General features: G+C 46.0%; 19 protein-coding genes. 10 read left to right on the forward strand and 9 right to left on the reverse strand.

Annotated elements, in window-relative coordinates:
- The first annotated feature begins 47 nt into the window (after positions 1-47).
- Together HUU58_05705 and HUU58_05710 are read left to right on the forward strand one after the other, a co-directional pair.
- The gene (locus HUU58_05705) at positions 48-1,433 is read left to right on the forward strand and encodes an FAD-dependent oxidoreductase (GenBank protein NUN45159.1); all 1,386 of its coding nucleotides are present in this window, start codon (positions 48-50) and stop codon (positions 1,431-1,433) included.
- The gene (locus HUU58_05710; GenBank protein NUN45160.1) at positions 1,430-3,079 is read left to right on the forward strand and encodes an ABC transporter substrate-binding protein; all 1,650 of its coding nucleotides are present in this window, start codon (positions 1,430-1,432) and stop codon (positions 3,077-3,079) included. Before HUU58_05705 ends, HUU58_05710 begins: the two co-directional genes overlap by 4 nt.
- Here the strand turns inward: HUU58_05710 and HUU58_05715 are convergent.
- The 4 genes from HUU58_05715 to HUU58_05730 form a co-directional block, all read right to left on the reverse strand.
- On the reverse strand, positions 3,076-3,351 hold the full coding sequence (locus HUU58_05715) for a hypothetical protein (GenBank protein ID NUN45161.1): 276 nt from the start codon (positions 3,349-3,351) through the stop codon (positions 3,076-3,078). The genes HUU58_05710 and HUU58_05715 overlap by 4 nt on opposite strands.
- Entirely contained in the window at positions 3,348-5,174 is a 1,827-nt protein-coding gene (locus tag HUU58_05720) for a homocysteine S-methyltransferase family protein (protein ID NUN45162.1), read from the reverse strand. Before HUU58_05720 ends, HUU58_05715 begins: the two co-directional genes overlap by 4 nt.
- Positions 5,175-5,249: 75 nt before the next feature.
- A complete protein-coding gene (locus tag HUU58_05725) occupies positions 5,250-6,578 on the reverse strand; it encodes an adenosylhomocysteinase (protein NUN45163.1) in 1,329 nt (442 codons plus the stop codon).
- Positions 6,579-6,659: 81 nt separating this feature from the next.
- On the reverse strand, positions 6,660-7,142 hold the full coding sequence (locus HUU58_05730) for a heme-binding domain-containing protein (protein NUN45164.1): 483 nt from the start codon (positions 7,140-7,142) through the stop codon (positions 6,660-6,662).
- A 125-nt stretch (positions 7,143-7,267) separates the two neighbouring features.
- Between HUU58_05730 and HUU58_05735 the strand changes: the two genes are divergently transcribed.
- Complete coding sequence (locus HUU58_05735; GenBank protein NUN45165.1) at positions 7,268-9,040, forward strand: M2 family metallopeptidase; 1,773 nt, start codon at positions 7,268-7,270, stop codon at positions 9,038-9,040.
- A gap of 118 nt (positions 9,041-9,158) precedes the next feature.
- Positions 9,159-9,617, forward strand: coding sequence for an acyl-CoA thioesterase (locus HUU58_05740; protein ID NUN45166.1), 459 nt, complete (start codon positions 9,159-9,161; stop codon positions 9,615-9,617).
- On the opposite strand, the gene HUU58_05745 is transcribed toward HUU58_05740, so the two are convergent.
- Positions 9,599-10,285 (reverse strand): response regulator transcription factor, encoded by a 687-nt coding sequence (locus HUU58_05745; protein ID NUN45167.1) that lies wholly within the window; start codon positions 10,283-10,285, stop codon positions 9,599-9,601. The two genes, HUU58_05740 and HUU58_05745, sit on opposite strands and share 19 nt — an antisense overlap.
- Positions 10,282-12,063: a HAMP domain-containing histidine kinase gene (locus HUU58_05750; protein ID NUN45168.1), complete on the reverse strand. Its 1,782-nt coding sequence runs from the start codon at positions 12,061-12,063 to the stop codon at positions 10,282-10,284. The genes HUU58_05745 and HUU58_05750 overlap by 4 nt, the downstream gene beginning before the upstream one ends.
- A gap of 166 nt (positions 12,064-12,229) precedes the next feature.
- Here HUU58_05750 and HUU58_05755 point away from each other — a divergent pair, with 166 nt between their 5' ends.
- Genes HUU58_05755 through HUU58_05780 form a run of 6 tightly spaced genes read left to right on the forward strand, consistent with a single transcriptional unit; the run spans position 12,230 to position 19,232 of the window.
- Positions 12,230-12,664 (forward strand): PDZ domain-containing protein, encoded by a 435-nt coding sequence (locus HUU58_05755; GenBank protein NUN45169.1) that lies wholly within the window; start codon positions 12,230-12,232, stop codon positions 12,662-12,664.
- Positions 12,664-14,154 (forward strand): hypothetical protein, encoded by a 1,491-nt coding sequence (locus tag HUU58_05760; GenBank protein ID NUN45170.1) that lies wholly within the window; start codon positions 12,664-12,666, stop codon positions 14,152-14,154. The genes HUU58_05755 and HUU58_05760 overlap by 1 nt, the downstream gene beginning before the upstream one ends.
- A gap of 29 nt (positions 14,155-14,183) precedes the next feature.
- Positions 14,184-14,912 (forward strand): ABC transporter ATP-binding protein, encoded by a 729-nt coding sequence (locus tag HUU58_05765; GenBank protein ID NUN45171.1) that lies wholly within the window; start codon positions 14,184-14,186, stop codon positions 14,910-14,912.
- Between the two features lie 23 nt (positions 14,913-14,935).
- A complete protein-coding gene (locus tag HUU58_05770; protein ID NUN45172.1) occupies positions 14,936-16,318 on the forward strand; it encodes a serine hydrolase in 1,383 nt (460 codons plus the stop codon).
- A gap of 25 nt (positions 16,319-16,343) precedes the next feature.
- Positions 16,344-17,756: an ABC transporter permease gene (locus tag HUU58_05775; GenBank protein ID NUN45173.1), complete on the forward strand. Its 1,413-nt coding sequence runs from the start codon at positions 16,344-16,346 to the stop codon at positions 17,754-17,756.
- A 12-nt stretch (positions 17,757-17,768) separates the two neighbouring features.
- Positions 17,769-19,232 (forward strand): ABC transporter permease subunit, encoded by a 1,464-nt coding sequence (locus HUU58_05780; protein ID NUN45174.1) that lies wholly within the window; start codon positions 17,769-17,771, stop codon positions 19,230-19,232.
- 4 nt (positions 19,233-19,236) lie between these two features.
- Here the strand turns inward: HUU58_05780 and moeB are convergent, their stop codons facing one another.
- The 3 genes from moeB to HUU58_05795 are packed head-to-tail and all read right to left on the reverse strand — an operon-like array spanning position 19,237 to position 23,197.
- Positions 19,237-20,385 carry a molybdopterin-synthase adenylyltransferase MoeB gene (gene moeB / locus HUU58_05785; protein NUN45175.1) on the reverse strand — a complete coding sequence of 383 codons (1,149 nt, stop codon included), beginning with the start codon at positions 20,383-20,385 and terminating at the stop codon, positions 19,237-19,239.
- Positions 20,386-20,397: 12 nt separating this feature from the next.
- Complete coding sequence (locus tag HUU58_05790) at positions 20,398-21,684, reverse strand: thiolase family protein (GenBank protein ID NUN45176.1); 1,287 nt, start codon at positions 21,682-21,684, stop codon at positions 20,398-20,400.
- Between the two features lie 7 nt (positions 21,685-21,691).
- Entirely contained in the window at positions 21,692-23,197 is a 1,506-nt protein-coding gene (locus tag HUU58_05795) for an AAA family ATPase (GenBank protein ID NUN45177.1), read from the reverse strand.
- Positions 23,198-23,317: the final 120 nt, after the last annotated feature.

Consider the following 23,317-nt stretch of genomic DNA (forward strand, 5'->3'; position numbering starts at 1 on the left):
TTATTTTTATATTGCGCCGCTGTTTTTATCAACTTACGAGGTATTTTATGTCCATATTAGGTACTGCAGAAAATCCGCTTCGTGTGGCGGTTATCGGTTCCGGTCCATCCGGTTTTTATGCGGCGGATCATCTTTTAAAACAAAAAGATGTAATCGTAAAAATTGACATGTACGACCGGCTTCCCACGCCTTATGGGCTTGTTCGCGGTGGTGTGGCACCGGACCATCAAAAAATCAAATCGGTCACCAAAGTGTATGAGAAAACGGCGGCGCATCCGATGTTTTCTTTTTATGGAAATGTGGAGCTGGGACGCGATATAACACGTCAGGAATTGAAGGCGCGTTATCATGCTTTGATTTATGCCGTAGGTGCACAAAGTGATCGCCGCATGGGCATTCCCGGGGAAGACTTGAACGGCAGTCATCCGGCTACGGACTTTGTAGCCTGGTATAATGGCCATCCGGATTATCGCGATCTGTCATTTGATCTTTCCCAAGAGCGCGTTGCTATTATCGGAAACGGAAATGTTGCGGTGGATGTGGCGCGTATTTTAGCCAGCAGTATTGAAGAGCTGAACAAAACCGATATCGCGGATCATGCACTAACCGCCTTGCAAAAAAGCAATGTAAAAGAAATATACATGATCGGTCGCCGCGGCCCGGCGCAAGCTGCATTTACAAATGCGGAGATCAAAGAGCTGGGGGAATTGGAAGAATGTGCGATCACTATTCCGGGTACGGAGAGTGCTCTGGACGAAGTATCCAAAAAAAACTTGGAGGCGCATCCGGATTCCGGTGTTTCCAAAAATCTTGAAATTATGAAGGATTATCTGGATAAAACGACCGACGGTAAAAGAAAAAAAATGGTGCTTCGATTTTTATGGTCACCTGTCGAACTTAAAGGGCGGGATGGTGTAGCGGACATCGTTTTACAAAAAAATATCTTAGTGCAAGATGCCGATGGCAACATCAAAGCCAAGGGAACGGAAGTTCAAGAAACGATTCCTGTCGGTTTGGTATTTCGTTCGATCGGTTATAAAGGCGTTGCGCTCAAAGATGTTCCTTTTGACGAAAAGAAAGGTATCATACCGAATGCACATGGCCGGGTAACCGAATTAAATGGTACCGTCATTGTGGGTGAATACACGGCGGGATGGATCAAACGCGGCCCATCCGGAGTAATCGGTACTAATAAACCGGACGCGCTGGAATCGGTGAATATGCTTTTGGAGGATGTGAAGTCCGGTCATATTCATCCCATTGATCAAACTGTATCTACCGCAGAATGGCTTCAATCGAAGGAAATTCGTTTTGTAACATTTGCCGATTGGTTAAAAATCGATAAAGCCGAAACAGAAAAAGGAATTGCTTCCGGAAGACCGCGCATCAAATTTACACGCATTGAAGATATGCTTCATATTGCCGGCGTATGATGATTAAAACCATAGCGGTTTGTTTCATATCGGGCTTTCTCTTGAGTTGTGTTCCAGCGCAGCAAGAGGAGCGTATAACTGTCGCTGTGCGCGCCGAGCCGGATGCTGTCAATCCCGTCACACACGCTTCGGCTTTTTCCAGAATTGTTTGTACCGGTATTTTGCCGCGTTTGTTGGAGTCGGAATGGGATTCACTGCAAGGTCGTGTCGTGTACAAACCGTTTCTCGCTAAATCGTATTCTTTCTCCGACGATCGCCGTGTTTTGACTTACCACTTACGATCCGATTTTTTTTGGGAGGACGGCGAACGTGTGACGGCGCATGACATTCGCTTTACGTTTCAAATGATCGCCCATCCGGATGTAGCCAGCACAAAAAAAGAACATATACAGTATCTGACGGATGCCCTGGGATCCGTGGACCGATCGGTCATCGCGCTCAATGATAGTACGATCGAATTTCATTTTACTCGTGCCTATCCGCTACAGATTTTTGATACCAATCTTCAACCCGGATTTTTGCCCTTTCACATTTTAAAAGATGTTAAACCCTCCGAGTTGCGGCGGCACACTATCAACACCATGCCGTTATCCGGAAGTTATTACGACATAACCATCTGGAAAAAACAAGACTATATCGTGCTGGAACGCAACACGCGTAGTCCGTATCAGGCCGCTTCCCGCCAAATCGTGTTTCGTATTATTCCCGAATATACTACGCGGTTGACTGCTCTTAAAACGGGTGATGTGGATGTGATGTATCCGATTATGCCGCAAGACGTGGCGGATTTACGCAAAACCAATCCGGAACTGCGTATTGAGGCGATGCGTTCGCGATATTATGATTATGTCGGATGGCAAAATATAGATCAGCATATATATCATGCATCGTCCGGTAAAACTATTCAACCGCATCCGTTGTTTGGTTCAAAATACGTACGCCGGGCATTGACGATGGCGATTCACCGTCAGGAAATCGTAGATGGGTTTATGGGGGAATTTGGGCGTGTGGCGATCACACCGATTTCACCGGTCTTTCGTTGGGCTGCCAATGATACGTTGAGTCCGCTGCCTTATGAACCCGAAGAATCGAAGCGTCTTTTAGCCCAGGAAGGTTGGATTGATCGTGACGGCGACGGCATCGTAGAAAAAAACGGCAGAGCTTTTTCATTTGAACTATACTACGATGCGGGTAACGACCGGCGCCAATTTGCGGCGCTTATTGTACAGCGTGATCTAAAAAAAATTGGCATCCGCTGCGATGTACGAACAGCCGAAACAAATGTGTTTTATGATGACGAGTTGAATAAAAAATACGACGCTTTTATCTCCGGCATCGGCGTGCCGCTTATGATTGATCCGACAAGCGAGTGGAGTTCGGATTTGAAAAAAAATCCGTATAACGATATTTCATATCAAAATCCCAACGTAGATGCTTTGATTGAGGCCGGCAAGCGCGTAAACAATCCCGAAGAGGCAGCGCCGATGTGGCGTGCTTTGCAGGCGATCCTGCACGAGGATCAGCCGGCGACTTTTTTATATTGGCGTGATGAATTAGTAGGGTATAATCAAAAAATAAAAAATTCGCGCACCAGTCTGCTGGGGGAAATCGACAAATTCTGGTTGTGGGAAAAAGTTACGAATTAACGAACGGCAACCAGATTATACAGCAAAGCCACACCGGACGATAGAAAAGCCGTTATATTGATCCACCACGCGGCTTGGTTCAACCAACGTGCGGAGGATTCGTTTTCATTCGGTAATTTCTTCGCAATCCGGTTAGCCGAAAACCATAAAATCATTCCTGCCATACCGACCGGCAAAACAAATAAAGCCATCAGATATTGCCATATCCATCCGGTCATCAAAAAGAATAATCCGCAAAGAATAGACAATACGCGAAAAATAGGGACGATCATGCGGCGGGCTCCCATTTGCGTTCATCAAATATGAGTTGGCGTGCAAGTTCACGTTCATGCGGATCAATCTTGTACAAGGGCATGATTTTTTGCGCATTGACGATAGCCATATCCAGGCCTGCTTCGATAGCGTAGTGAAGGAATACGGAATTGATCACATGGCGCGCCTGCGGCGAAAGACCGAAAGAAATATTGCTCACGCCGAGTAAGGTTTTACAGCCGGGGTAGGTTTGTTTGATCAAACGGATCGCCTCGATCGTTTCAATTCCGGCTTTACGAAATTCTTCATCACCGGAGCCCAGCGTAAAAGTCAGTGTGTCGAAAATAAGATCTTCATCCCGCATGCCGTATTTTTCGACGGCTATGGTTCGAATGCGTCGGGCAATGGCTAACTTACGTTCACGCGTTTTGGCCATACCGTCTTCGTCTATTGTCAACGCGACGACGGCCGCTCCGTAGCGTTTGCACAGACTCAAAACCTTGTCCGTACGTTCTTCGCCGTCTTCGAGATTGATCGAGTTGACGATGGCCCGACCTCCGAGCATTTGCAAGGCACGCTCAATCACAGGGACTTCGGTCGAGTCAATCATAATGGGAATTGAAATCTGGGTATTGAAGCGCCGAATGGTTTCCTCCATATCACGCACTTCGTTGCGACCCACATACGCCACGCACACATCAAGCACGTGAGCGCCTTCGCGGGTCTGTTCTTTTCCCATGGAAACCATTTCATCGTAATTTTCGGCGATCAGGAGCTCACGGAATTTTTTGGAGCCATTGGCATTTGTGCGCTCTCCGATGAGTAAAGGCGCGGGTTCGACATGCATCGGCGAACTCATATAAATGGAAGCAACGGACGGCGTATAATTCCATGTACGCTTTAATGGATTGAGGCGTGCAGCCGCTTCGGCGAGAGGTTTGATATGCGCCGGTGTAGTACCGCAACAACCACCCACGACGTTGACACCGAAATCTTTAGAAAAATGCATCAACCATTTGACTAAATCATCCGGCGATAGGTGATAATGCGCTTTACCGCCGATGTTTTCCGGTATGCCGGCATTGGGCATACAAAAAACATGTTTGGGTGAATTATGACACAGAAAACGAATATTGTCGGACATTTCCTGAGGCCCGGTTGCACAATTCATACCCACGACATCGACGATGTCATACGGCTCTAGCGTAGTCAAGGCCGCGCTGATTTCGGTTCCCATAAGCATCGTGCCCGTAGTTTCTACCGTAACGGAAACAATGACGGGTAGTTTTCTTTTTCGCTCACGGAACAGGTCTTGTGCAGCGCACAGGGCGATCTTGGTTTGTAGGATATCCTGACAGGTTTCAATGCAAAACAGATCGGCGCCGCCATCCATTAAGCCGGCCAACTGTTCATAAAACGATGCGCGCATGGTTTCAAAATCAATATGACTGAGCGAGGGTAGTTTGGTTGTCGGTCCTACGGAACCGGCCACGAAACGCGGTTTGTCGGGAGTAGAAAAATCCAGCGCACATTTTTTAGCTAACGCGGCGCCCAACTTGCTCAATTCGTAAGCGCGATCCTGAAGATCGTATTCGGCCAAAACAATGGATGAGGAACCAAACGTATCTGTTTCGATGACATCGGCACCGGCCTCAAGAAAATCCACGTGTACTTTTTCCATAGCGGAAGGTCTGGAAATGAGCAGATATTCATTGCATCCGTTATAAGCTTCGCCGCCAAAATCATCGGCCGTGAGATTCTGGGTTTGCAGATTGGTTCCGGTGGCGCCGTCAAATACGATAATTTTTTCGTTTAGCAGTTCGGTGAATGATTTCACAAGCAACCTTTGGGATAATATAAAAAAAGCGATCCTAAACTCTTAGGATCGCTCAATGATCATCAGAGTCGTGCGTAATTATTAATAACGATACATCTCAGGTTTGTACGGCCCTTTGACGTCCACGCCAATGTATTCGGCCTGTTCGCTGGTCAATTCGTCCAGCTCAACGCCGATTTTTTCGAGGTGCAAACGTGCTACCATTTCGTCCAGATGTTTGGGCAAAGTATACACTTTGTTTTCGTACTTCGCACTGTTATTCCACAATTCGATTTGCGCCAGCGTTTGATTGGTAAACGAATTAGACATCACAAACGAAGGGTGACCCATAGCGCAGCCGAGGTTTACCAGACGTCCTTCGGCAAGAACGATGATCTCTTTGCCGTCCACGGTATATTTATCAACCTGCGGTTTGATCGTGTCCATGGTGTGGCCATAGTTCTTATTGAGCCAAGCCATATCAATTTCCGTGTCGAAGTGGCCGATATTGCAAAGCACGGCTTTATCTTTCATAGCGCGGAAATGGCGATCAGTCACGATGCGGCAGTTGCCGGTTGCGGTAACGATAATATCGGCTTCTTTGATGGCTGTATCCATTTTTTTGACTTCATAACCTTCCATCGCCGCTTGCAGTGCGCAGATCGGATCGATTTCCGTAACGATCACACGGCACTTGGCATCGCGGAGGGATTCGGCCGAGCCTTTGCCCACATCGCCAAAACCGGCAACGACAGCGACTTTACCGGCTAACATCAGATCGGTAGCGCGGCGAATGGCATCCACAAGCGATTCACGGCAACCGTATTTGTTATCAAATTTTGATTTGGTAACGGAATCGTTGATGTTGATCGCCGGAAGGGGAAGCGTGCCTTTTTTGACGCGCTCATAAAGACGATGAACGCCGGTTGTGGTTTCTTCGGAGATACCGCGTACGCCTTTGGCCAATGACGGATATTTATCCAGGACCATATTGGTAAGATCACCGCCGTCATCAAGGATCATATTGAGTGGTTGGCGATCTTTACCGAAAAACAATGTTTGTTCAATACACCAGTCAAATTCTTCGGCATTCATACCTTTCCAGGCGTAGACAGGAATACCTGCGGCGGCTATGGCGGCGGCGGCATGATCTTGTGTTGAAAAAATATTACAGGATGACCAGGTGACGTCAGCGCCGAGTTCGACCAAGGTTTCGATCAAAACGGCGGTTTGAATCGTCATGTGAAGACAGCCGGCGATACGCGCGCCTTTGAGCGGCTTGGTAACGCCATATTTGGCACGCAACGCCATAAGTCCCGGCATTTCGGCTTCGGCGAGTTTGATTTCTTTGCGGCCCCACTCGGCAAGACTCATATCCTTAACTTTGTAAGGAACGTAGGCCGGCACATTCAATTTTTCGGCAACAGACATTGTAGACTCCTTATTTTATCGCTAACAAAGTTTCAATTTTTTTTGAAACTATAATCGAAATGCTTTATAAAAGCAAACGAATTATTTGTCTTCGTCCGGTAAATTTTCCGACAAAGCGTCCGCGGCATCTTCGGCCCAGTTTTGAAATTTTTTCCGATCTTCTTTCGTCCAGCGGGCGTCCCCGTGAGTGATCAGATAAATCGGCATCGGCATCTTTTCGCTACGCACCTCGCCGGCCATTTCATTTAATTTTTCAACCTGACGATGGGCGTTGTATTTTTTCCAGTCGGAAAAATTCAAATGGCGGCGCCCTTCATTGACATCGTGTGCGACCAGCCAGGAGATCGGCGCTATTTCGCTGTACCACGGCCAAACGGTTTCATGCGAATGGCAATCGTTGCAAGCGGTCTTCATCATGGTTTTGATATCGTCCGGAATGGTGACATGTTTTTCGAGCGTACGTTCCGGATCAATGGGAGGATTGGTACGTTCGGGGCGAATAAACTGTATGGCGATAAAAAGAACCGGTAAACCGATAGCCAACCATTTTAAGACACGCTTCATAGATTATCCTTTCTTCTACATCTAAAATACAACGGAGGAAAATATTGTTTTGGTTTGTTATTTTCCATTGAATTTCTACATTTCGAAGATTCAGTTATGATTTATAACGATTACCGGAGAATGTCATGAAACGATTTTTTATAACTGCTTTTTTGTTTACTTCGCTGTTGTCTTGCGGTAAGACGTTGCAGGAAGAAGCGGATGCTTTTTTGAAATCTTATAATCAAGAGTATCAGGCGGTTTATTATGAAGCCAGCAAAGCCCAATGGAAAGCACTCACGGACATCAATGCCGTAAACGACAGTTTGAGTGTTGTAGCCAATAAAAAATATGCTGCGTTTGCAGGCAGCAAAGACATCATTCAGAAAGTACGGTTTTTCAGAGAACACCGTTCGGAACTCAATGACATAACGATACGTCAGCTTGATAAAATATGGCTGGACGCGTCGCATCAACCCGGTACCATGCCTGATGTAGTGGACCAACTGATCAAAGCCAATACGGAAGCGACCAGTGCATTGTATAGCTACCAGTTTACGGTTAACGGCAAACCTTATTCAGCGAATGACATTGATCGTGCGTTGCGCAATTCTTCCGATCTCAAGGAACGCGAGGCGGTTTGGACCGCGTCCAAAGAAGTCGGAAAAATCGAACGTGACCATCTTGCCCGACTGCAGGAGCTGCGTAATAAAGTAGCACGCGAAATGAAGTACAGTTCATTTTTTGATCTGGAAGCGCACGATTATGGAATGTCATCGGACGAAGTGATCCAACTGATGGATCAATTTTCAGAAGATCTGAAACCTCTGTATAGAGAACTGCATACGTATATACGCTACGAATTAGCCAAAAAGTATAATCAACCCGTTCCGGAGTATCTTCCGGCGCACTGGCTGCCCAATCGTTGGGCACAAAATTGGCCGGGATTAGTTCCGGGATTGCAGGGTGAAGGGGATATACCCGGAAAATCCAAAGAATGGGTCGTTGAGCAAGCTGAGAAATTTTACATGAGCATGGGGTTTGAAAAGCTGAACGATAATTTTTATAAAAATTCTGATTTGTATCCTGCCGATGCCGCAAGCGGACGAAAAAAGAATACCCATGCGTCGGCATGGCACCTGAATCTGGATCAGGATTACCGTTCGCTGATGAGTGTCGAACCCAATATGGAATGGTTTAAAACGACGCATCATGAGCTCGGGCATATTTATTACTACATCGCTTATACCAATCCTGAAGTGCCGCTTACCTTGCGTGCCGGAGCTAATCGTGCGTACCATGAAGCGATGGGTGACCTGATGGCTGTGGCTGCATCGCAAGAGGCTTATTTAGCCAGTTTAGGTTTATTTGATAAAACTAAGACGCCCGATGCGATCAAACTTTTGCTCAACAGCGCTTTATCCAATAGTTCGATCGTTTTTCTGCCATTTGCTGCGGGTACGATGACGCATTTTGAATACGAACTGTACGAAAAAAATCTTCCCAAAGAAGAATTTAATAAGACATGGTGGGCACTAGCCAAAAAATATCAAGGTATAGTTCCACCGAAAGAGCGTGGTGCCGAATATTGTGATGCGGCTACCAAAACGCACATCATTGACGATCCGGCGCAGTATTATGATTACGCCATTTCGTGTGTTTTGAAATTCCAAATGCATGACCATATTGCCAAGCAGATACTCAAGCAAGATCCGGCCAATTGCAATTATTACGGAAGCAAAGAAGCCGGTGAGTTTATTCGCTCGATTATGCGTCCGGGCGCGAGCAAAGATTGGCGTCAAGTTTTGAAAGAAAAAACGGGTCAGGACTTGTCTGCAAAAGCCATGTTGGATTATTACGGCCCGCTTTATGACTGGCTGCTCCAACAGAATAAGGGAAGAAAGAAAGCCGAGTTTTGAGGAAAAATGAGAGTTATGAATGCAGAGTTTAGAGTTTAGAATTTTAGATTTGCGATTAGACGATTGTATGCGAATCATTTGCATAAAACGTTTGAACAACGTGAGGGTTGTTTAGTTGATGATAAAAGAGATTGCTGAATTGAGAGGTTATCCGGTGATTTATTCGACGCCGGTGGCATGGGGCGAAATGGATGCGCTGGGGCATGTCAATAACATCATGTACTTTCGTTATTTTGAAAGTGCGCGCTCCGATTATTTCCAACGCATCGGTGTATGGGATCATGCTCGGGAACACGGTATCGGCGTCATTCTACATTCGACGCAGTGCCGCTTTAAACGGCCTCTGACTTATCCGGATCAGATTCACGTAGGCGCTGCGACGGTCGAGGTGATGGCCGATCGTTTTCGCATGAAATATGCCGTGTGGAGTGAAACGCAACAGGCCATCGTGGCCGAAGGCGAAGGATTGATCGTCGTGTATGATTATAATCAAAATCAGAAATGTCCAATGCCATCGTGGATGCGCGATGCGATGGCTGACTTAGAAAAAAAGGCGAGTCAGCCGACAAATTTGTAACCTAGACGGTGGACGGTGATAAAATATTGAGGCCGTTTGGGATTGGGCTCTAATTTTTGACGTAACCACGCCATGTGTACATCCACCGTGCGTGTTGTGATGTCTTCGCCATAATTCCAAACGTTCTCAAGTAATTCATCCCGGGACAAAGTCGCATTGCGATGCTCGATCATATAGCGTAACAATCGAAATTCCTGCGCTGAGAGCTCCACTGTTTTTTTATGGACGCGTACTTCGGCTTTTCGAAAATCCACCTCAATATTGTTGAAACTGTAATTGTCCGACGCCTCCATGCGATTGGCCGGTTCACTACGTCGCAATAGCGCTTCGATACGTGCCGTGAGTTCGCTCATATCAAAAGGTTTCGTCAGATAATCATCGGCACCGAGTTTGAGTCCGATCACTTTATCGGTCGTCTGGCTTTTGGCGGTCAACATCAATATAGGCGTACGATCGCCGTCGCCGCGTAAATCGCGGCACACGTCCAAACCTGAACTTTGCGGCAGCATCACATCCATTAAAATAATATCATAACGATTCTTTCGGGCTTTGCTCAAAGCGATGGTGCCGTTTTCAGCGATGTCCACGGCGAATCCTTCACGCCGTAAGCGATCCGACAAAGTTATAATTAAACCGGGTTCGTCCTCGACCAGTAATAATTTTTTCACGTTCCCTCCGGAAGAAAAACACTAAACGTACTTCCTTTACCGGGTTCGCTCTCAACACGGATAGTGCCGCTATGCAATGCGACATATCGTTCCACAATGCTGAGCCCGAGGCCATTGCCGTGAATCTGTGCATCGCGTACTCCGGACGCTCTGAAGAAAGGTTCAAAAATGTGAGGTATATCTTTTTTATCAATGCCAATACCACGGTCGGTTATATCGGTGCGAATATACGGCGATTCATCGGTCAACGTGATACGTATCGGTGCATTGGCGCGATTGTACTTGATCGCATTGGCGATCAGATTGTTAAATATCGTTTGTAAAGCTTCATGATTACCTTTAATCGTGTTATGCGTCGTTTGACGGTTTTCGAAATGAATCGGGGTGTCATTGGGAAATGAGGCGATGCATTTTGTGATAATTATGGATAAATCCAAACGCTCCATTTTTAATGAATTTTTATCGGTGATGATACCTGAAAAATCCAAAATCTGATCTACCATGTCCGATAGGCGTTTGCTTTCACCACGTATCAACTCGCCATAACGCCGCACATCATTGGCATCGGTTACGATCGCATCGGAAAGATTTTCACCGGCTGATCGGATAACGGCAAGCGGCGTTTTAAGTTCATGTGAAACTCCGGCAACAAATTCCAATTGCTGATTCGCTAATATCCGTTCCTTTCGTTGTGCGATCAAAAGAATAACGAGTCCTGCGGCCATGATAAGCAGAACGCCTGCGCTAATAAAAAGGTTTCGCCATCGTACGATTTTGACGGCATTTTCCAATGAGCCTTCACGATGTATGACCCGTAACGTGCAACCTGACGTCTTGATGTCGGCATGCAACCGCGTTACGATCGAATCCATGATCGGATTAAATGCGCCGTTTGACGTACGTTCGCTTGTTTCAATGGATTGCGTTACGGTCAGGGTTTTCATGGTCGTTTTATCACGGGTGCCTTTGACGCGAACCATAAACATATCTTGAGTGCGAATACGGGCAATCTCAGCGCTGATATCCGATTTTGACCAATGTGCGATCGGTAAATTAGGATTGGATTTGTAAAAAAATTCAGATTGGTCATCATTGATAACAGCGATATCTACGTCATTTTCGAATGATGGGCCAAAGTGAATACCTGCTAAACTATCCATCCATGATTTGACCGCATTCGTATCCAAAAGAACAGCTATGATTTCCTCAGCCGGTTGCTCCCACGGCAGGCTTAGCATTTTGCGCATCGGATTGACAGTCACGATGATATATGGGTAGTCGGCAAGGAGGTGGCCTTGCATGATAATCAGATTGTTTTTTTCCTTACCGGTCGAGCGCATAGCACGCATCCGCTGTAATTTGAGAACGATGGGGTTTGACAGTGTGTCGGAAACCCGATGAAGTTCGGGTTTTGCCGAATCCAACAAAAAAACCTCAGGTGTGTTATTTTCAGACATACGACCGTAAAAAACTGATCGAATCAGATCCTGACGCACAGCACCGGTTTGCCATTTATTGACGGTACTTTGCAGGATATTGGGCAACTGTTCAGGTTGATCAAAGTCCACTCGAAAAAGATATTCATGTAGACGCGATATTTCACTGTCAAAATCCGATGCCATACGCGTAGCGCTGATATGGAGATTACTCCGCATGCGCGTCAATTCGCCTTCGCTCAGTCGCCCCAGCCAAATATACTGCATTGTTCCGATACTGATCAGCGCTATGGTAAGCAGCGCGATAATCCATCCCGGGTGTAATCGTTTTGATTTTGCCATAGTGAAAAATAGGCATTCGAACAGCGGTCTTCAATCGAAATGTGTGCTGCGATTCACATTTTACATAGTTTACAACTCTTTTACGCCGGCTTAACAACTCTAGTTCTAAAATCAAGTATCATTAGCGTAATTCATCATCGTCTATAAAACTTGGAAGGAACGCAGTATGAAAAAAATAATCCTCATCTTAGGTATGGCCCTGCTCGGTGTCGGAGGAAATGCATTCGCGCAAGGTATTCGCTATATGGCTACGGGTCCTGTGCAGCCGGTGGATGAAGTCGGGGTTATATTTGCAGAAAAAGAGAACGGTTTGATTGCCGATTTGATTTTTCCTGAACACGCATTACCCAAAGGTTATAAACCTCAAGGGATTGAAAAAAATGATGTGTTGGTGATGGTTAACGGGGTTTCGGTAAAAACCGCAAACGAGTTGAAAGCGGCTTACGATAAAGTCAAAGTCGGTGATACGATCAAACTCGGGCTAAAACGCGGGGATGAAAAAATGATTGCCAGTTTTGCCAAAATAGATCCCGAGCATTTACCAAAACGTAAAATGATCAAACGTACGCCGGACGGAAAAGAAATAGAGGAAACCAAATAATGTTAAGGTGGTTTTCTTTTACAGTTCTATTCTTTTGCAGTACGGATTTTAGTTTGGTAGCGCAGTATAATGCATTTAACCAGCGTGATGATAAATATCCGCTGTTGGGATTAAAACGCGCCAAAGAGGTTTATGAATCGGAGAAAGCCGAATACGAACGCGTTAAACAATTGTTTGATAAACAACTGGCTTCACCCGCGGAACTGGAACGGGCCCGGCGTTCACTGGCCGATGTTGAGGTGAACTATCAGCAATCGCTGTTGGCGGTGCTGTTTGAACAGCAATTTATCACGGTGTCACGCGCGGTTAAATATCAGGACAAACGCGGACAGAAGCGTGTTCGTGTCGAACTGATGAACACCTCCGGCGGTGAGGCGGAATTTCGTAAGTTGATTTCCATGGAAGACGAGCTATTTCGTTCCTTACAACCGGACCACATTAATAATATCTACGTCTCCGTAACGAACACGGAAGGTGCGATCATCAGTCAACCGTACGAATCCAAAGTCAACGAATTGATCTACGGACAGCCCGTGACACTGGATTTTGTAATGTTGCAAGATTTGGATGTGGTGAGCGTGAATATTATTTATGGTAACGGTGCATCGCGCAGCATGCGGATTTTTTTACAAAAAGACGCCACGGAAAATAAAGTATTATTCCAATCCGAGCAGTTTTCACAGGAAGCAGATCTCGGGAGCAATGCCACATTTGATCTTACGTTGGAGTTATTCAGCGGCACGGATAATACGTTTAAGCTGGAAGTATTGAACCTCCCGCCGGAACTGACGCGTTATTTTCTTGATGCGGCAACCAATGCTAAACTCAGCCAGTTAAAGTTTACCGAATCGGCGCGTACCCGTAAGGCATCGCTCCGCGTTTTTCTGCCGGATCGTCCTACCGAACAAGTCCAAATCGAAAAAACGATTCCGTTTTATGTATTAGCGATACCGCAGGAAAAGCAGGCACTCATCCAAACGCAACGCGATAAGGTGTGGTCCCAACAAGAGATCGAATCGCTCAACGCAGGCTATCTCCGGCTGGAACTCATCGTCAAAGGCAATGCACGTTTATTGGTCAAAGCGCCCAAGTTGTATTATGCCACGACAGAATCCGAGCCTGTAGAAGCATCACTTGAAATTCGCAACGACGGTTCACGCCGCCTTGATAACATCAAGTTTGAAGTGGATCTGCCCTTGGAATGGAAGAAGGAAATACAATCGCTGATGATTCCTTCGATCCATGTAAACGAAGAGTCGGTTGTGCGATTTAAGTTTTATCCGCCGGAACACGTGGCCGTCGGTAAATACGAAGTGCGCATCCGAACTTCATCCGTCTCCGATAATCAACCGGTCAATGCCGAGGATAAGGTAATTACTATTGATATTCAGGCGGGAAGTAATGTTTTGGGCACGATGGCGCTGATCGTTCTGATTCTAAGCATTATCGGTGGAATAGTTTGGTTCGGCATTAAACTCACACGTAAATAGAGGTATTTATGACAGTACACAATCAACCCATTTTAGAAGCGGCACAATTGACCAAACGTTATGACGATGGTGCTTTAGCGCTTAACGGTATTTCGTTTCAGGTTCATCCCGGTGAAATATATGCGATGCTTGGAGGGAACGGCGCCGGTAAAACGACGACAATTAATATTTTTTTCAATTTCATCACCCCGACATCCGGCGAGGCCAGAGTCAAAGGAATCATCACACATCAGGAACCTTTAAGGGCCAAAGAACAAATGGCTTTTGTGTCGGAGAATGTGATGCTCTATCCTAATTTTACAGCGATGGAGAATCTTGAGTTTTTTGCAAAGCTGGGCGGTCGCGCAGACATAACCGAATCGGAAATGGCAGCCACGTTATCACGTGTCGGACTACAAAGCGAAGCGATGAACAAAAAAGTCCGAACCTTTTCCAAAGGCATGCGGCAAAAATGCGGTATAGCCATCGCTATTATCAAAAAAGCTCCGGCCATTATTTTGGATGAACCTACATCGGGTTTGGATCCCAAGGCGGGGTATGAATTTAACCGATTACTGATCGAACTAAAACAAGAGGGTAAAGCGATCCTTATGTCCACTCATGATATTTTCAGGGCTAAGGAAGTGGCCGATCATATCGGAATTATGAACCGCGGCTCAATCGTGATGCAAAAAAACCGCGATGAATTAGCGCACGAAGATTTAGAGAAACTCTACATTGAATATATGGCGGGTTACATGGAACCGGTAGCCGTATAGCATTAAACATTAGTAAGGTGGTTATGAAAAAAATATGTTGCATAGTCTGGTTCATTAGTTCTATTGCTACGGCCCAATCGCGTGATGCACAAGTAAGCGAGTTAGATTCATTGATACAATCAGCTTTACGAGACGGGTTTCATGGATTGGTGTGGGTTGAAAGCAACGACAAGCCGATCTACTACAAAGGTTTTGGTTTTGCTAACGAAAGTAATAACCAAAAATTTGACAGTACGGTTTTTGTACAAATCGGTTCTACGGTCAAAGATTTTACGCGTGTTGCGATTTATCAACTAGTCGAAAAAAGAAAGTTATCTCTCAACGATCCGCTGTCCAAATATATGCCCGGCCTCGCAGGAGAAAAGAATAAGATTACCGTTCAGCACTTATTGAATCATACCGCCGGCTTTCCTATGGGCATCAAATTTGATGCGGAGCCGCTGACGAAAGAAGAAATGGTAGAACATATCAGAGGTCTAAATTTACTCTCAAGCCCGGGAGTGCACGAAAAATATTCTAACTTAGGTTATTCATGCCTTGCTTATGTCATAGAAAAAATAAGCGGTCGTTCATTTGATGCCTATGTGGACGAGTATATTCTGAAACCTTTAGGCATGCATCATACCGGCACATATCGCCCTAATTTTGATCGTAATAAAATAGCTCATGGATACCGTCAACATGCGGATATCGGTATTATTTTGGATATGCCGCATGATCAAGACGGGCACCTATGGAGTTTACGAGGGAACGGTGGTTATTTATCTACGTTTCGAGATATGAAATTTTTTTTTGATTCATTTGAAACGGACAAATTATTAAGTACGCCGGCATTTCGCATGGCCGTTTATGACTCCAAACAGCCTACGGTGCTGGCCGGATCAGATATGATTTCGTTCTATGGGTTTGCCAATTTTCCCGGTATCAAAGCGCGGCTCATGATTGCCAGTAATCATGATAATTACATGGGGCATCAATTGTTAGAATCCATTGAGGGATATTTACGCAACGGTAAAAACCCTATGGGAAAAGTTATCAAAACCGTTGAGGTAGATAGCCCCGGCGAGAGTGCAGAGGTTTTTGATTTACCCAAAGAGGGTGCGGGATTGACGATCCGACGATATGTTGAGGCTTTCAATAGCGGTAACGCGAATACGATGAAAGCGTTTTTTGAAAATTATGCCAAAAGCGGAGACGGTTTTACTCCGATGGAACGACGTTTGCAAAATTATAATCGGTTGTTTTCGGATTTAGGTGTTATAACCGTGAGTTCATTTCAAACACGTGCGGATGGTTCCTGGGAAGTGCATGTGGGCTCGGCGAAAGCGAAAGCAATTTTTAATTTTCAAATCGAAACTAAAGCGCCTTGGCGTTTTGAAGCTTTACAGATCGAATTAGGCGATTAGTTTCACAAATTAAATATAAAACTATATGTTTACGTTACTGCTGAAAAAAGAAATACGCGATATTTTAAACTCACCCAAGTTTTCCGTGCTTTTCGGGATGGGATCGTTGCTCATCTTGTTGGCGTTTTATATGGGTGCGCGCAATTATCAAGTTCTGCAAAGTCAATACGAAAGCGCGGTGCGAGAAAATTTACGCCAATTGGAAGGCGTGACAGATTGGTCGCGCGTCGAACCACAAATACATCTACCACCTTCGCCGTTAGCCAGTCTTATATCCGGTGTGAGCAACGATATCGGTCGCTCAGTACAAGTGCAGGCCGGTGCCGCCGAATTGATACCGGATCATACGCGTTATGGCGAAGATCCCGTTTACGCGGCATTCCGTTTACTGGATTTGGAGTTTGTATTTCAACTGATTCTATCATTAGTGGCGATACTACTGGCTTATAATGCTGTTAACGGCGAACGCGAGCAGGGTACGCTCAAACTGATGATGGCGCATGCCGTGCCCAAAGATAAAGTGATTTTTGCTAAACTTGTCGGCAGCTTTACCGCAACGGCTCTGCCTTTGCTGGTTCCTATATTGATCGGCTGCGGTATATTGATGGTGATGAATGTACCGCTGACCGGAGCGGAGTGGCTGCGCCTGATGCTGATCGTATGTTCAGGAATGTTGTATTATTTCGTTTTTCTTAGTGTTTCTATCTTGGTTTCCTCGCTGACAGCCCGATCGGCTCATGCGTTTCTTGCGCTTTTGATTATCTGGATTTTTACCGTGCTGATCGTACCGCGTACGGCCGTGCTCTTAGCGGGTCGGGCGATCGAAGTGCCGTCCGTGGATGAAATCAACTCACAAAAGTTTCGTCATCAATCGCAGCTCTTTAATGAACATTTTCAAAAAATCGGCGAATTTAAACCAAATTCAAACGATCCTGAAAAAGCAATGAATGAATTTAACGAATTTATGGACAAAGCGCGCGCTGATCGGGAAAAGAAGGTCGTCGAATTTAATGAACGATTAAATGAAGACCGCGATAACCGGCAAAAAATACAACAGCAGTGGGCTTTTGCCTTGGGACGTATTTCACCGGCGACGTCGTTTTCGCTCGCCGCCATGCAATTGGCGGGGACATCTTCGGAACTTCGTAATCGTTTTGAAGAGTCCGTCAAATCGTATAAACAGACATTCAAACAATTTGTTTTTGAAAAAACGGGAAAAGCTCCGGGTGGCCATATGATGATGATTCGTATCGGTGATTCGTCTGAAGAAAAACCGAAGCCTATCAATCCTTACGATTTACCGCAGTTTGTGATGCCATCGTTGACTTTTTCAGAAATAATCAATGCCGCTTTGCCGGATATGGCCATTTTGATCGTCATCAATATGCTCATATTTGCGGCTACCACAGCTGCATTTCTTCGTTACGACGTACGATAAAAGGAGAAACCCATGTTATCGCTATTGATCATCAAAGAATTTAAAAACATACTGCAAAGCCCTAAATTTTTAGCCACATTTATATCGTGTACGCTATTGATCATCCTCAGTGTGTGGGTCGGTATCCGTGAATACAAGCTGGCCGTGAAAGATTACGAAACAGGCATAGCGCTTAACCGGCAAGATTTGAGTGAACAAACCAATTGGATGAATGTAGGTAATCGGGTATATCGCAAACCGGATCCTATGCAGATATGGACATTTGGAGTCCATTACGATATTGGACGCGTCGCGCATGTCAACACATGGGATTCACCCGAACTGCGCAGCAGCATTTATTCCCGCGATCTCGTGTATGCCGTATTTCGGTTTTTGGATTTCAATTTTATAGTCGTAGTGGTGTTATCGTTATTTGCTATCGTATTTACATACGATGCGGTAAGCGGTGAAAAAGAAAGCGGTATGCTAAAGCTTACGTTTTCCAACGGTGTCCCTAAATCCACATACATCGTTGCAAAAATCATCGGCTCATGGGCGGGTTTGGGAATTCCATTGATCGTGCCGATGCTGCTATCATTTTTGATGGCGATATTATTGCAAATACCTCTCACACCCGATCACTATGCTCGTTTAGGCGGTTTATTTTTGTCGGGTGCGCTCTACTTTACTTTTTTTATAATTTTGGGAATTCTGATCTCATCATGGACTTCGCACTCGACCGCATCGTTTCTCACTTTACTTGTTTTATGGGTTACGATCACCTTTGTCGTGCCGCGCCTCGGTGTTATGCTATCGGGGCAGGTTTTACCGGTGCCCACAGCCGCCGAAGTGGATAGCCAAATCGAAGGTTTTTCCAAGTCGCAATTTGAAACATTGCGCCAAAACCTTTCGGAAACCTGGATGAAACGCAATAATGACGTGCAGCAACAACCGGAATCCGAGCGACAGATGTACCGCGATAAGATGGAGTGGACATGGCTGGAAGAAGATCAAAATGCCCGCAAGTCCGTACAGGAAAACATTGAAAGTTTTACACGCAAAGTACATGAAGAACTGGATAACCGAAAACGCGAGCAAATCGAACTGGGTTTGATCTTTGCGCGCTGGTCGCCGGCTTCGTTATTTCAGCTCGCGGCAATGCGTTTTTCGCAGACCGATATTTTTCTGAAAGAGCGTTACGACGGCGCGATACGTACCTATCAAAAAGATTTTTCCGATGTTGTGGAAAAAAAACGCCGAGAAAATAGAGCCGAAGGACTGCGTATCGAAGTGGATAGCGATCGCGGATTTCGCGTGCAAACACCGGATTTGAAAAAAACGATTGATGTGCGATCCATCCCGGAATTTACACATCCAGCCGTTTCCGCCGGGCATGCATGGCGGTTATCGGTTTGGGATATTGTACTCCTCGCCGTGATAACAGGATTTGCCTTTTTGGGAGCGTTGGTGCGATTTCTGCGCTACGATGTACGCTAATACGTCAATATTTAGCCAATGAAGGATCTACGGTTTCCGCGTAAGCGATGATACCGCCGCGAAGATTGATGAGATTATCAAAGCCCAGCGTGCGCAGTTGCGCGATGGCCTTGGCGCTGCGTCCGCCCATTTTGCAATGAACCACGACCGGTTTGTTTGGGGCGATGCGGGCAGATTCTTGCATAATCTGTGCAAGAGGTATTAATGTGCCGCCGAGATTGCATATGTCGTATTCAAATGACTCGCGCACATCAATGAGTTGAAAATCTTTTCCGGTATCTATCCAATGTTTGAGTTCGGTCGGTGAAATTTCTCCGGCAGTTTGTTTTTCGGGTTCGGAAATTCCGCAAAAAACTTCATAGTCTATCAATGCGGTGATGGTCGGTTGCAGGCCATTGATCGGATTGACCGGATCGCGCTTAAATTTCATAGTTCGTGATTCAAACGTCAACGCATTCCACAGAAAAAGTTTTCCGCTAAGCGGCGCTCCGATACCGGTGATAACTTTGATGGCTTCGCTTGCTTGCATGCTGCCAATAATGCCCGGCAAAACACCGAGGACACCGCCTTCAGCGCAACTGGGAACCATACCTGGCGGCGGCGGGGTGGGAAAAAGATCGCGATAGTTTGGTCCGAGCGTACCGGAAGGATCTGTATAATGAAAAACCGAAACCTGGCCTTCGAATTGAAATATTGATGCGTAGATCAGCGGTTTATTCAGTAATACACAGGCGTCATTGACCAAATACCGTGTTTGAAAGTTATCGCTTCCGTCGGCGATAATGTCGTAAGATCGTATGATGTCCATCGCATTGGCTGAAGTGAGTTTTTCGCGATGTGTATTAAAATGCACAAACGGGTTGAGCTGCTTCAAACGTTGCGCGGCCGTATCGGCTTTGGGTTTACCGACATCATCCACGGTATATAGGACTTGCCTTTGGAGATTACTTGCATCAACTGTGTCAAAATCAACAATACCGATAGTTCCTACGCCGGCGGCTGTAAGATAAAGCAAACAGGGTGCGCCGAGGCCTCCTGCACCGATGACCAATACTTTGGCTGATTTGAGTTTTTGTTGCCCTTCAAGGCCAAATTCTTTGAGAATAAGATGACGATTGTAGCGTGCTAATTCTTCAGTGGTCAATCCGTGCATACGATACGCCGCCTAACTATGTTCGACGATCATCGCACCGCCTTGACCGCCACCGATGCATAACGTAGCTAAACCGAACTGAAGATTTTTTCGCTTAAGCTCTTTGAGTACGGTCAAAACAAGCCGCGTTGCGGATGAACCTACGGGGTGACCAAGTGCAATAGCACCGCCATTGACGTTGAGGATTTGGCGATCAATTTCACCAACCGCTTCGGTTAGTCCCAATTTTTCTTCGGCAAATTTTTTGGAAGCAAAACAACGTTCATTGGCGATCACCTGCGCGGCGAAAGCTTCATTCATCTCAATACGTTGTATATCCTTCATGGAGAGGCCGGCTTTTTTGAGCGCGACGGGTGTGGCGTATACCGGGCCGAGTCCCATGCGTTCCGGATCAAGACCTGCGAAGCCGAAACCGCGAATGGAGCCGAGCGGTGTATATCCTAACGCTTTAGCTTTTTCTTCCGACATGACGAGAACAAACGCCGCGCCATCGGTGATTTGGCTGGAATTGCCGGCTGTTACGGTGCCATATTTTTTATCAAACGCCGGGCGAAGTTTGCCCAGCGCTTCCATAGTCTGATTTTTTCGAATGCCGTTATCTTCGTCAGCGATTTTTTTAAAATCAGGCGGTAAATACACCGGCATGATTTCTTCTTTGAGAATACCGTTGTCCGTTGCTGTCATGGCGCGTTGATGACTCAGGAGCGCCAGTTCGTCCTGCTCTTTGCGGGTAATGCCGTATTCTTTGGCTAATACTTCGGCGGTTTCGCCCATATTAAGTCCGCAAAATCCGTCGGTAAGCCCCAAGAGAAGTCCTATCACAGGTTTGAAATCACCGGGGCGAAACGAGGCCATGGCGCCGATTCGTGCCGGCATAGAACGGGCTTGCATCATCGCGGCAAATTTATTGGTCGCACGTTCCGAAAAAAGCAAAGGTACCTTAGTCATGGATTCGACTCCGCCGGCAATGATGACATCGGCTTCACCGGCGATAATCCGTAGATAGGCATCGGCAATAGATTGCATACCGCTGGCGCAATTGCGCCCGACGGTAAAGGAAGGTACGTGTTTGGGGACTCCCGCCTCCAGCGCGATGATACGGGCGACATTGGTGGCTTCGGGCGGATTGCCGATATTGCCGACAATGACTTCGTCCACGAGTTTACAGTCAAGATTGGTGCGCGCCATCAGTTCACGCATCGCCAGTTTCCCGAGATCAACCGCCGACATTTTATTGAAAAGCGTTCCGGCTTTTATGTATGGCGTTCGCACGCCGTCAACGATAACAACCTTTTTCATATACGACTCATTTGTTGGAATACGATTTTTTAATCAGTTCGTCCAAATATTTTCTGGGATCATCAAAAACTTCGGGCGTTACAAGAAAATGTGTTTTACCGGCCAATTTTAATCCGTATTCGTAATCTTTAAAAAGCTCTGCAGCGATCGCCCGGAACGAGCGTTTTTCAGTTTGTGATCGCTGAGCGATTTTTTGAATGGCCACATCGGAAAATTCAAAAATAATGCCGTGCGTCGTGAGATACTGCTGTTGAAATTCTTTCATCGAAGAATAGGTGAGCAGCTTGTTGAGTTCGGCTTGCGGCTGCAAAACGACGTCTTTGGTGACGCGAAATTTACGAATGTTCGTGGACGGTAATTTCTTTTCAAATTTGATCAATACGTTTTCTAAAATATTGACTAAGCCGCGCGCGCCTGTTTTTTGGACAAACGCACGTTCTGCAAAAATGTGCAATGCGTCGTCATCAAATTCGACTTCGATACCGTAAGCGGCAAAATCGCGCTTTTTGCTGAGGATCACGCTGCTGTTGGGGTTTTTTAGAATATTAAATAGCGCGTCAACCGTAAGTTCGTTGAGTACGGCGATGACGGGCAGGCGTCCTACAAATTCCGATTCGAATCCGTATTCGACGAGGTCTTCTGTTTTTACGCGTTTCATCAGTTCGCCGCGCGAGAGTTTAGAAATGCCTTCCTGATCCGAGCCGAAGCCGATGCGTACTTGATTGATGCGCTTGCGGATGTTTTCTTCGATGCCGCCGAAAGCGCCGCTCATTACGAATAGGATGTTTTTTGTGTTTACTTTTTTACGCTGCACTTTGCCGGTGCGTTGGGCTTCCATCGCGGCTTCCATTTGGGCGGCCATGTCATGCGGTACGCGCAGATCCACTTCGGATTCTTCCATAAGTTTCAAAAGGTTCCGCTGAACGCCGGTACGGGATACATCAATACCGCGGTTGTTTTGTGCCGAAGCGATTTTGTCTATTTCGTCAAGATAGATAATACCGTATTCGGCGCTTTTGATATCGCCGTCGGCTTCACGTACAAGATCGCGCACGAGGTCTTCAACATCGCCCCCGACATAGCCGGTTTCGGAAAACTTGGTGGCATCGCCTTTGACGAAAGGTACACCGATTTTTTTTGCAATCAGTTTGACGATGTACGTTTTACCCACACCCGTAGGGCCGATGAGAAGAACATTGCTTTTGATGTTACCTACAAGTTTTTGTTCATCCGTGAGCGTGTCTTCCAGTTTCATACGGTTGTAGTGCGTGGCGATCTTGGTGGCGATGACTTCGATCGCTTCTTCCTGGCATTCGACGAACTGGTTGAGGTATTCTTCCAATTCCTCAGGCTTCAGGTCAAAATTGGTCTTTTCACCGGATTTCAGCGTTGAACCCTGATTTTTCGTGCCTGCACTGTCTTGTTCCGGATCGGCCGTACCGTATTTTTCTTTTAAAAATTCTTCAAACTCTTTTTTGAATTGTTCCGAATTGGTCTGCGACGAAATATTCATCGTTGGTGTTTTCCTTTGGTTGATTCTTAGCATAACGAAACAAGTCGTGACTTATTTCATCAATGCTGGATCAACTTACTGGGATTCCTGATGAAATTCAAGCGATTAGCTATGTTGCGT

The organism is bacterium (assembly GCA_013360215.1).
Taxonomy (GTDB): domain Bacteria; phylum CLD3; class CLD3; order SB21; family SB21; genus JABWCP01.